The 10,852-nt window shown below is 40.7% G+C and carries 14 protein-coding genes and 3 pseudogenes; 13 read left to right on the forward strand and 4 right to left on the reverse strand.

Annotation, left to right across the window (positions count from 1 at the left end; translation table 11 throughout):
* A pseudogene (locus tag LIZ87_RS21160) lies at window positions 1-240 on the forward strand (hypothetical protein); the annotation flags it as partial.
* Between the two features lie 5 nt (window positions 241-245).
* A pseudogene (locus LIZ87_RS22960) lies at window positions 246-386 on the forward strand (DUF503 family protein); the annotation flags it as partial.
* A gap of 13 nt (window positions 387-399) precedes the next feature.
* Here LIZ87_RS22960 and LIZ87_RS22765 read toward each other — a convergent pair.
* From LIZ87_RS22765 to LIZ87_RS21185, 4 genes are all read right to left on the reverse strand, one after another.
* Entirely contained in the window at window positions 400-612 is a 213-nt protein-coding gene (locus tag LIZ87_RS22765; RefSeq protein WP_330664735.1) for a hypothetical protein, read from the reverse strand.
* A gap of 12 nt (window positions 613-624) precedes the next feature.
* A complete protein-coding gene (locus LIZ87_RS21175; protein ID WP_227149119.1) occupies window positions 625-1,503 on the reverse strand; it encodes an MBL fold metallo-hydrolase in 879 nt (292 codons plus the stop codon).
* A gap of 16 nt (window positions 1,504-1,519) precedes the next feature.
* A complete protein-coding gene (locus LIZ87_RS21180; protein ID WP_227149120.1) occupies window positions 1,520-2,077 on the reverse strand; it encodes a helix-turn-helix domain-containing protein in 558 nt (185 codons plus the stop codon).
* Window positions 2,078-2,260: 183 nt separating this feature from the next.
* Complete coding sequence (locus LIZ87_RS21185; RefSeq protein ID WP_227149121.1) at window positions 2,261-2,692, reverse strand: hypothetical protein; 432 nt, start codon at window positions 2,690-2,692, stop codon at window positions 2,261-2,263.
* Window positions 2,693-3,103: 411 nt separating this feature from the next.
* Between LIZ87_RS21185 and LIZ87_RS21190 the strand changes: the two are divergent.
* The 11 genes and pseudogenes from LIZ87_RS21190 to LIZ87_RS21240 form a co-directional block, all read left to right on the forward strand.
* Window positions 3,104-3,328, forward strand: a pseudogene (locus LIZ87_RS21190) (DUF5131 family protein); the annotation flags it as partial.
* Between the two features lie 277 nt (window positions 3,329-3,605).
* The gene (locus tag LIZ87_RS21195; RefSeq protein WP_227149122.1) at window positions 3,606-4,448 is read left to right on the forward strand and encodes a DUF2262 domain-containing protein; all 843 of its coding nucleotides are present in this window, start codon (window positions 3,606-3,608) and stop codon (window positions 4,446-4,448) included.
* Window positions 4,449-4,747: 299 nt separating this feature from the next.
* Window positions 4,748-5,617 (forward strand): hypothetical protein, encoded by an 870-nt coding sequence (locus tag LIZ87_RS21200; RefSeq protein WP_227149123.1) that lies wholly within the window; start codon window positions 4,748-4,750, stop codon window positions 5,615-5,617.
* A 254-nt stretch (window positions 5,618-5,871) separates the two neighbouring features.
* The gene (locus tag LIZ87_RS21205) at window positions 5,872-6,459 is read left to right on the forward strand and encodes a DUF5666 domain-containing protein (RefSeq protein ID WP_227149124.1); all 588 of its coding nucleotides are present in this window, start codon (window positions 5,872-5,874) and stop codon (window positions 6,457-6,459) included.
* Window positions 6,460-6,527: 68 nt separating this feature from the next.
* Window positions 6,528-7,085, forward strand: a complete 558-nt coding sequence (locus LIZ87_RS21210) for an RNA polymerase sigma factor (protein ID WP_227149125.1) — start codon at window positions 6,528-6,530, stop codon at window positions 7,083-7,085.
* A complete protein-coding gene (locus tag LIZ87_RS21215) occupies window positions 7,082-7,735 on the forward strand; it encodes a hypothetical protein (RefSeq protein WP_227149126.1) in 654 nt (217 codons plus the stop codon). The genes LIZ87_RS21210 and LIZ87_RS21215 overlap by 4 nt, the downstream gene beginning before the upstream one ends.
* Before the next feature lie 96 nt (window positions 7,736-7,831).
* Entirely contained in the window at window positions 7,832-8,758 is a 927-nt protein-coding gene (locus LIZ87_RS21220) for an Imm26 family immunity protein (protein WP_227149127.1), read from the forward strand.
* Window positions 8,734-8,913 carry a hypothetical protein gene (locus tag LIZ87_RS21225; RefSeq protein ID WP_227149128.1) on the forward strand — a complete coding sequence of 60 codons (180 nt, stop codon included), beginning with the start codon at window positions 8,734-8,736 and terminating at the stop codon, window positions 8,911-8,913. The genes LIZ87_RS21220 and LIZ87_RS21225 overlap by 25 nt, the downstream gene beginning before the upstream one ends.
* Entirely contained in the window at window positions 8,910-9,230 is a 321-nt protein-coding gene (locus tag LIZ87_RS21230; RefSeq protein ID WP_227149129.1) for a hypothetical protein, read from the forward strand. Before LIZ87_RS21225 ends, LIZ87_RS21230 begins: the two co-directional genes overlap by 4 nt.
* A 51-nt stretch (window positions 9,231-9,281) precedes the next feature.
* Window positions 9,282-9,599 carry a hypothetical protein gene (locus tag LIZ87_RS21235; protein ID WP_227149130.1) on the forward strand — a complete coding sequence of 106 codons (318 nt, stop codon included), beginning with the start codon at window positions 9,282-9,284 and terminating at the stop codon, window positions 9,597-9,599.
* A 133-nt stretch (window positions 9,600-9,732) separates the two neighbouring features.
* Complete coding sequence (locus LIZ87_RS21240) at window positions 9,733-10,623, forward strand: LysR family transcriptional regulator (protein ID WP_227149131.1); 891 nt, start codon at window positions 9,733-9,735, stop codon at window positions 10,621-10,623.
* Window positions 10,624-10,852 lie beyond the last annotated feature (229 nt).

The following is a 10,852-nucleotide window of genomic DNA, read 5'->3' on the forward strand; positions in this document are numbered from 1 at the left end:
CAGCCTTTGGGCTGGCATTATTTTGTCCGGAGGACTGGTTATTTACCATATACGAAGGGAAAGCGGAAACTGAAGTATGAGGGCGTTAACTACTATTGGTATATCAAAAAAGATTCCGATCATATTCCATGTATTCATGTTGTATCAGAAGACAAGTCTTTGCAACTGACTTTCGGTTTTGACAGAGAAATAGGAATAGAGACACAGTATGTAAAGAGGTTTCTGAAAACGTATTTGTAGGAAAAATAGAGAGAATGATCGTAAAGAGCCTTCTGGCAAAGATACGAAATAAATTTCAGGTATCGGAAGCAGAAGTGGAAGATCAGGATATCCACCAGTCTATTGTGATCGGCGTAGCGGCTATCGTGCCCCACAGCGCCCGGGCGCACCGGACCATAATTATGCAGCCACCTGTCCCTGCCACATTCTGCACAGCTTTGTACTGTCAAATAAAGGTTTATCATCGTTACCTCGGCGGTCGCGCTCACCGATATGATCATAATGTAACGCTTCGGCGGCAAGCTCCACCGTGGCGCTTGATACTTCAAATTTCTGCACTCGATTTTCCATGTTGTATTTTTTGAAATATTCTTTGACTTTTTCGATTGCCATATTAAATCCTCCTTATACCTGCTCCCAAAGTAACATATTGTTTTCAAACTTAGCGTTTAATTTTCCCGTGTCTTTCAGCCATGCAAGATAGGAGCGAACAGTACTGCCCACAAGAACATATTGCTCGAAATTCATAGTCAAATCATATTCTGTAAACAGCTGTTGCAAGAGGATTTCAAAACAAAGCGGCTTTGAACAGAGGTCAATGATTTTTTCTTCTATTTCATGTACTTTGTCAATGTTGTATTGCGCCAACTCGGAAATATCTGTCGTTGCTTCGGCATGAGCTGGAACAAACATTTTTGCAGATAGGGATTTTACCATTTCAAGTGTTTTTAGGTAAGCAGCAACATCATAGATGAATCCGATTTGGTATTTATCCAACGTTTCACGGCTTGACAAACAATCAGCAAGATAAATCACATTATCCGGCGTCCGAAAACCCACCATATCAAAGAAATGCCCTGGTAAGTTGATAACTTCAAATCCTTTGGGTAAAATATCTTTTGTCAAATATTCCGCATTGCTTTCCTGTGCCAACAAAAACTTGTGTCTGAGGTCTTTGCAAGGATAGCCGCCATATAAAAAGGACGGTTCTAAAATAGGATGTCTTGTAAAATCACAATCAATCCCCGGTGCATAAATTTTGCAATCCGTCTGTCCTTGCAAATACTTGTTGCCTCCGATATGGTCTGCATTGGAATGAGTATTAAAGATCGCTGTTAATTTCCAACGGTTAGCGTCCAGAATCTGTCGGACTTTTCGCCCTGCGTCCTTGTCATTTCCACTGTCAATCAAACAAACCTCTTTGTCATTCAGCTTTACAAGTCCAATCTTTGCGGGGCTTTGGATATAGTAGCTGATGTCTGAAATTTGTATCAATTCATACATGATATATATACCTCCATTAGTATCTCGGATAGAAAATGATATTATAAACAGTACATGGCACATCAAAGGGATTATTATAGCTATGCGGTATATCAGCTTTGAAGCGGATTGACTGATTTTTGGCAATCACAATTTCTTGGCCGTTTAAGACAAGTTGCAATGTGCCAGTCTGGACTAAAATATATTCCTCCACGCCGTCATTGTGTTTTTCTGAAATATGCTTACAACCTGCGTCAAATTCAATGTGGAATATCTCTACATTTCGTATAGGGTCATACGGAAACAACGGATAGGCTCGCATACGCCTATTGTCCTCGGAAATAGCTGCTTCCTGTGCAATATCAACAACAGTATATTCTGGCTGTTGTTCTTCTAAAAAAGAGGACAACGGAACTTTCAAACCCGTTGCAATTTTCCATAGAGTAGTGATAGTTGGAATAGATTGACCTCTCTCTATTTGCCCTAACATGGGCTTGCTTACTCCTGTTATTTTTGCAGTATCATCTAAAGTCAGGCTGCGATTCGTGCGAATCTCTTTTAATCGCTCCCCGATTGTATTTACTGGTGCAGTCATATAAGTCCCCTTGGAATGCTATAACATCTTTAGAAACTATTATAGCATACAGACGTAAATAAATCTATACTCCATTAGGACGACATGGCAATTTTCTTCCTTGCTTTACGGAATAGCAGGGCGGTTGCCTGTCAAATTCTTGTGTGTTACTTTATTGCACATGAGCATTTTTTGCCGGCCTTTTCATTTATTGTGCTTTCCATACCAGAGACACCGTCTCTTTATATTATCAAGAATATCCAGTATGCGGGCACTGGAAAGGCCGATTGTTTTTGAGATATCTGCAACACTTTTTCCGGCCATATATTCTGTAACAACGGTAAGGTCATGTTTTCCAGTGCATACTTCTGCAATATCAGGAACAGAAGCATAGGCTTTGAGTCGGTTTTCTTTCAATTCGTTGGAGGGACGCACTGGTATGGAGCGTGGAAGTTCCGTTTCATTTTTATCAATAACTTTTAAGATTTTAGAAAGAAGGGCCTGCTCCTTCCTTAGATTTTCCAGCCGGAAGCAGTTCACACGGGCACTTTCTTCCGTTTGGGATAATTTATCCTGTAATTCTGGAATCTCATTAAACCGTTCTCTGCATTTCTGAATAATCGACATTGTTGTCATGGCATCCCTCCTATTTAAAATCTGATAACCAGGATTTAGAATGGTGCGTCTAATTGAACTTCCAACATACTTATATTGAGATTAATCAACCATAACAGAATCCAGAAAGTCCTTCAACTGTTTCTTAGATATCATAACATCTTCCTGTGAGGTCAAAAATCGATTTCTTCATTTGATACCTCTTTTCAAACTTTCAGACGTCATATCCATATGGTTGATCATTTATTTCATCATATCAATTTTACTACAGAATCTATAAGAAAAAAAGCACAGAATAGAAGTGTGTTCGGGTAAATATCCCGGAACAAATTACCTGTATTTTTTACTTCCACACTATTGACAGGTGATGGAAACAGCATTATAATCCAAGAAAAAAGAACGAATGTTCGATAAAAGAAGGGAGGAAACAGTATGGCAATCTGGAACCCATGGCATGGCTGTCATAAGATAAGTACTGGATGTCTGAATTGTTATGTGTATCGGCGCGATGCAGAGTTTGGAAAGAATAGCAGCATTGTGACAAATACAGCAGCTTTTGACCTCCCGATAAAACGGAATCGACAGAAAGAATATAAATTACAGCCAGATGGCGAACCAGTCTATACCTGTATTAAATATAAAGAGGATGACTTTTTCCGTTTTAAATATGACCGCAGACATTACGGCTATGGACGGATTTTATTTGATATACGGGCCGTTTTGGAAGGTTAATTGCAGAAACGATTTGCGAAATCCTATTTTTTCAAAGGAATTAGCGGTTGTTTTGAAGCAGATGGGAATATAGCTTCCAGTTTCAGGAAGAAAAACGAATTATATGGGATGCAGTTATAACCGAAATTTATCATAATCTTTTGGGAAAATGAACATGTACAGTATGTAAAGAGGCTTCTGAAAAAGTATTTGGAGGACAAAGATGAGCGTAAAAGAAGAATTTGAAAATCGGTTTTATGAGGAAGTGGAAGAACTCCTGATCCTTACAAAAGAATCTGCCGGAGGCGCTGCCATAATCGGAGACATGTTAAGGCCGTCTTTGGAGTTTATCGCATCGGTGAATGGAAAGACCGGCGAACTTTCCCGGGAAAAGGGAAGACTTGAGTGGCTGATAAAAAATGTTCCCGGCCGGGCCGGCTGGGGGTATGATTTTCAGCAATTTGGGATATATCGCATCAAGGCCAGAAAAAGCATTCCGGTAAAACTGGAACCTTATATGAGTAAGACTGTGAATAACTGCTATATGGTTCTTGAAGTCCTGGAGAAAAACGCATCGGAGCCAAGGCTGGAAGAAATACGGAAACAGATTTCGAAGCCAGTAATCATAAAGGAAGAACCGTTGGGGGAATTTGAACTGGACAGACAGTTTTCTTCCTTTCAGGGAGATATGGAATGGCTGGGAGAAAGTTGTGGCGTATTCCTGGAAACGGATGAGGAGGACGGAGATACCGCCTGTAAGGCCCTGGCGATCCTGCGAGAATTACATAAGGATTTGAAGAACTGGGATGACAAATTCCGGCAGTATGCGGCAGAGAAACTGACGGATTTAGCCAATGAATGGCTTCAGGAGGAAGAGGATGGGGAAAAGGCAGACCCTATTACGAAGGAAAGTTTTGCCAAGAGACTGGAAATAAGCGAAGTTTCCATCACCCCGGACGGTGATATAACCTTGTATTATCATGATGATGACATGTTTTGGGGACATGCGGTGGAGGTTGATGCTAACATAAATGGGGAGATACTGGACGCGGAAATCGTGGGATAGAGGCATCGGATGACGCCATTTTCTGGCTGAATAAATTATTGGATATTGGAGAAAAAGCAGTAGAAAAAAGGGATTTGTCTTTAGTAGAAGAGTATGTTTGTATAGCTGAAATTTACAGACATATAGACATAAAGAATTATGAGGAATGTGCGAAAAATATTTTTCACGCAAAGCGGATAGAAGAAAATTTTCTATTTGTTACAGCATAATACAAATGTCATAGAATCGTAAGCGTAGATTAAAGCATGCTCAAAGAAAATCTGGTATGGTAAAGGAAAGGATGCAAGGAGGCCGGACAGGTGAGAAACTATATGAAAAGAAGCGCCATGATAATGATTTCGGTATTGGTTCTTTCCGGATGCAGCAGCCAGAAAGCAGTGCCTTCGCTGGAGGATGCCGGAAATATGGCAGAGGAACAGCTGAAGCAGGAATTATCGAAATTCAGCAGGAAGGAAATCAATGCAGCCTGGGGAGAGGGAACAGATCCATGTTCCGGGAGGTATGGTGAACTGTTTCAACTGGATGGGGAGAGAACGCTGCTCCTGTGCTATGAAGGCGATGGGCAGACTGTGGAGGATGTTATATTTGGTGAGAACTGCCAGACCTTTGAGGGCACAATAATGGAGATTCATGGTACCGGCGCCGTTGTGGAGGTGGACGAAGGATTCTCAATTCGCAGTTCCGGAGACAGGGTAAGCGTAACATTAGATGAAGCCGCAGCTTCCGCCCGGGCAGGAGACCGGGTGAGGGTTACATACAGCGGAGCCGTCATGGAAAGCGCTCCTTTGCAGTTGGGAAACCAGAAGAGCATACAGCTGCTTGAGAAGAAGACATCTGACCGGATTCCTATGGTAATGGTTGATGGAAATTTGTATCGGTCTGTCGGCGAAGTCAGCAATATCGATGGAAGATGTGGAGTTATGGATGGAGAAATTGCCTCCACTGTAGATGGTACAGAGGTCCCATCGGAAAATGGACAGTCAAACTTCGGCGCCGGATACGGATACCAGATCGTGGATGAAACGCATATTGATGTGTATATGCCCTTTGGAAATTCAGAGGAGTGGGTACGGTTTGAAATGCTGCGTTATCCGCTTGGATGTTCTAAAAAAGAACCATCAGTGGTTAAGACTTATGAGGTGACTGATCCGGAACTTGCTTTTGATTAAGTAATATAAAAGATATTACATTTGAACCCGATATAGACGAAGGTGTCAGTCCGGAATTTCATGATTGGGTAGACGTAGAATTATTGTAGCATTTCAAAATCAACAACTTCCAGATTGTCAGACTGAAAATATGAATTTATAGAGGTAAAGTAAAAAAATTTTTCAATAAACTGCAACGAAATCATTTTGTTTCTTACTTTATAGGTGAAAGGGTCTTTAAGATCCTTATCATTAAAAATATGGAGGAAAACAAAATGAAGAAATTAGTTTGTATTTGTATGGTAACACTGATGACACTTTCTGCTCTGGTGGGATGCCTGGCTGAGAGCACAGTAAGTTCTGACAATGCAGGCGGCATTTTAACGAACAAGGTGGTTGTAAATTTTGAGGGAACAGTTACCGCAATAAACGGGGATGAAGTCACGCTGGAAAATGGCAAAATCGTTGTCATTTCTTCTGATACAATTTTTGCGGGTGATCCGGATACCAATAATACGGTTAGCACAGAGATTGTTGTTGGTAACTTCATTCAGGGCTACACAGAAGATGATCCTGATTCCGAGCATGTATCCGCTGACAAAATTTATTGCAATGCAGCAGCACGGACAGGCGGCAAGCTGGTGATCAATTTCGAGGGGAAAGTGGCTGCAGTTGAGGATGATCGCGTTACATTAGAGAATGGTCAGGTAATCCTTATTTCTGATGATACTATTTATTCCATCGCGAGCGGTGTGGTGGAAAACATGATTCTGTCGGTGGGATATCATATTCAGGGATACACCGAGGATAACCCCACAGCTTCTGAAGTCACTGCATCCCGCATTCATGTTATCGCATATTAAGAACAGGGAAGACGGTGCAGAGATAAGCCTTTTGTCTCTGCACTGTCTGATTTAAGAGAGGCTCAAATATGACAGATCAAACAATTATTGATTTGTTTTGGCAGCGTTCAGAGGATGCTATACGAAACAAATCACAAAAATATGGAAAATATTTGACGAAAATCGCCATGAATATCCTCAATTATTATGAAGAATCCGAGGAATGCGTCAATGATACTTATTTTGCGGCATGGAAACAGATTCCCCCGGATCGTCCTCAAAGACTACTTCCATATTTAGGGCGTATCACCCGATGCCTGGCATTAAATCGTTATGATTATTTGACTGCTCAAAAACGAAATGCTGAATTTACACTGCAATTATCCGAACTGGAAGAATGTTTAACAGGGACAGATTCTGTAGAAACGCAATATGAGTCCGGTGAAGTGGCATCGGTCATCTCTGCATTTTTGAGAATGCAACCCTCTGATATTCGCAATATTTTTATTCGGCGCTATTGGTTTTCTGATAGTATCACAGAAATCGCCAGTCGTTTTCATCTGAGTGAAAGCAAAGTGAAATCTACACTTTTTCGGACAAGAAAACGACTAAAGAAACATCTTGAAAGTGAGGGATACCATGTATGAACCGAGAAACATTTTATCGTGAGATTGGTGATATAGATGATGACCTGATTCAAGCGGCGAATAATGCCCAGGGTCAAAAAAATAATGTACGAATGCTCTATCGTATTGCCGGGATAGCAGCCTGTTTTTGCGTAATTTGCGGCGGAATTTTGTTTGGATTACAGAAGGACACTCTTTATATTAACGATATCTCCATGCCAATGACTTCCAAAGTTGTTATTCCTACCGATGAAGACACAAAGATTGTTCCTATGACCTATCAGGAATTACTTGCTTATTACGGAATGGAACAACTGCCCGATGCTTTTGGAGAAGAATTGACAAGAGCAGAGCAATCTTATTTTGTTCTTTATCAGGATCAAGCGGGAGACGTTTTGTATGATACAAATAGTTTGTATTACAACAGCAGCGATAACAGCAAGACATTATCGATTACCTTTGCCAAAGCAGAGGAATTTTCCAATATATTCCGTGGAGATACAAAGCAGTCTAAAATTGACGGCGTTTCTATGGTACTTGCATCTACAGATCAAGCAGCATATTGGGCAAGTTTCAAATTAAATAATATATCAATCAGAATCACTTCTTATGGTTTGAACGAAGAAGATTTTATCGATATAATAAAAGAGCTTATCCGATTTATGAAATAGAAGATAAGTTCTTCCTGATACAGAAGAAACAAGAGTGATTTTGATAATCAGAGATCAACAGAAAATTAGAGGTTGTCAAGATAAAAGGAGTATAAAATGGAGCTGACAAATGAACAGCGCAAATATCTTGGTTTGGAACTGATCGAACCGAATTGGGAGCATGTTGAAATCCCCAATAATTGTGTAAAGCCTGAACGGTCAACAGGGAAAGATATTTTGTTTTTTGATGGTGATGTTCTCCGAAAAGTCATTTGGTTACACGATAACGGACATTTTCGTGAAAACTCATATGTACTCCGCACTCAGGATAACCGTACCAGGATTGCTCCGCTTACGGAAAAGGGCAAACCGAAGCTCTTAAATGGTGTTAATATTCAGCGCTGTACACCTTACGGTATGTATTTCGATTACAATGGACGAGTTTTAATAGCAAATTACACAACGCAGCAGACCTATTATTCTTCGGCTTTTGCAGGTGTTTCATGTGTGGAGCAAGGAGAACTTCAAGAGTTTCTTGACAAATGGGTTGCTGATACAACCGACAGGGATTTAGATGAAATTCAAACGTTCGCTCATGCGAAACGCCGTCGCTGTAAATATAAAGAGGGAGATTTTTTCCGTTTCAAATATGACCGCAGACATTATGGTTATGGACGGATTTTATTTGATGTACGAAAATTTGTGAAGGATGGAGGAAAATTCTGGGATATTCTCATGGGAAAGGCACTTTGCGTCTCCGTTTATCATATCATTACGGAACAACCCAACGTGAGTATTGAAGATTTGCAAAAACTCCAAAGCTGCCCGTCTGCATACATGATGGACAATCGGTTTTTTATGGGGAATATGAGATTATTGGAAATGCACCAGTGTCTGAAAATGCGGATTATCCGATTATGTACGGGCGTTCCATCAGTGCGCTTGACAGAAATAAAATTTGCTTTTGCCGTGGCAGAGATTATCGTGAAATTCCCCTTGAAGGGAATGAGCTTCTCACTATGGATTTCAAAAATAATGGAATAGGCTGGTCACTTAATGTCAATAAGACACTCGTTGAGGAATGTATCAAGGCAGGCACAAACGAGCCGTTTTGGAAGGTTGATCATAGAAAAGATTTGCGAAATCCCATTTTTTCAAAAGAATTAGCCGTTGTTTTGAAGCAGATGGGAATATTATGAAATTTTATGAAATACCTGCCTCCAGCCGCCCTGACTGTGTCATTGCTTTTATGACAATATCAAATTGGATGGGGATATCCATGAGGGATGGCGTCTGGACCTTTTATGAAGACACCAGCAGAAGAGAACTGCAGGTAACGCTGCAATATTTAGAGCAGACAGGCTGGAATGAGTGCAGAGAGATATTTGAATATGGTATCCATGATTACCAAAGCCCTGTCTATGCGGAAAATTATGATTATCCGGCAGAGTGGCTGTCAGAATCGGAAAGGATCGACGATTGGATTTTTAATCATGAGGCTCAGATTTATGAATAGGAAAGAAGTCTGCTGGTAAATTATAGAAAGGAAATCTGCCGTTTGTAGAATATGAGAGGTTTACATCTTGAGGCCGTTCTCTGTGATTCTGCTCTTTTGATGGAGTTATCCGTGAAAGAGACAGATTTGAAACAGTGGGTCAAAATAGCGAAGCAAATTGGAGCCAAGGGAATTTATATGGCTTTCGTGTGTCATGAAGAGTGGATAGAGCGTTTCAGGTGGATGCCGGTACTTTGTCTGAAATCTGGAGAAGAGTTTTTCCACGTATATTACCATGACGGCTGGATGTGCAGGGAATGTGGATATAATAATGGAGCCGTTGTTATGCCGATGTCAGAAGCGAAGTCAAAACTGCTGTTCTTCGGCTAGAGGAAGTCGCAAAGTGATAAAGAAAAATATCTAAGGCCGTCGAAGTTGAACCCCAAACGATGCGTTGCTTAAAAAGCATAAATTTAGTATAATCTGCTTATTGAGCATGCATAAAGTTGAAAGGAGTTCGCATATGGAGATTAGAGTTCTTCGCTATTTTCTGACCGTAGTTAGGGAAGAAAGCATTACAAAAGCCGCAGAGGTTTTGCATATCACACAGCCGACCCTTTCCCGCCAACTCGCACAAATGGAGGAAGAAATCGGTGCGAAACTGTTTGACAGAGGCACCCGTAAAATTAAATTAACCAACGAAGGCATTCTCCTTCGCCGCCGCGCAGAAGAAATTTTGCAGCTTGTTGATAAGACGGAAAAAGAGCTGGTTGAGCAGGAGGAACAGGTGGAAGGTAAGATTTCCATTGGCTGTGGAGAAATTGCTTCCGTGCAGTTACTTCCTGAATTGTTCAAAAATTTTCATCAGAAATATCCCCGTGTTACTTTTGATATTTTTACAGCAACTGCGGATTTGGTAAAAGAACAGATGGATAAGGGACTTCTTGATCTCGGTCTTCTCTTGGAACCAATAGATATGGAGAAATATGATTTTATCCGTATGGACATGAAAGAAAAATGGGTGGTTCTAATGCCGCCGAATGACCCGCTTGCAGAAAAAGAGTTCATTACAGCAAGTGATTTGTCCGAATTGCCCTTGATTCTTCCAAGACGTATGCAGGTGCAGAATGAACTGGCAAGTTGGTTTGGCGACTATTACAAAAATCTGAATATCCTGTTTACCAGCAACCTGAGTACTAACGGTGCAGTAATGGTAAATCAAGGTCTGGCATATTCGTTGGTAATTGAAGGTGCAGTACCTTTTTGGGATTCATCAAAGATAGCTTATCGGCCATTGTATCCGGAACTTTGGGCAACGAGCGTTTTGGCGTGGAAACGTGGACAGCCATTCAGCTTGGCAGCAACAAAATTCATTGAATTTTCAAAATGCTTTTTAGGCATGGGTTTGGCATAAAATCTAAGTATTTGTTATATTTCAAATGCGAAAGTAAAATGTAAGTGCAGGAAGGGAGCAGATCGCTCCATAGCTGCACTTACATTTTTTTTGGAGGGAGCGCTGATGTTTGATGAAACCGGATATTTATTCTCTTGCCAAAGCCGGACTTAGCAAAGAAGAAATCAACGAAATAGATAACGTATAATTAGTTTCGCAAATTCAATTTCATAAAAATAGACATGGTCTA

Source organism: Lacrimispora sp. 210928-DFI.3.58 (assembly GCF_020554865.1).
Lineage (GTDB): Bacteria > Bacillota > Clostridia > Lachnospirales > Lachnospiraceae > Enterocloster.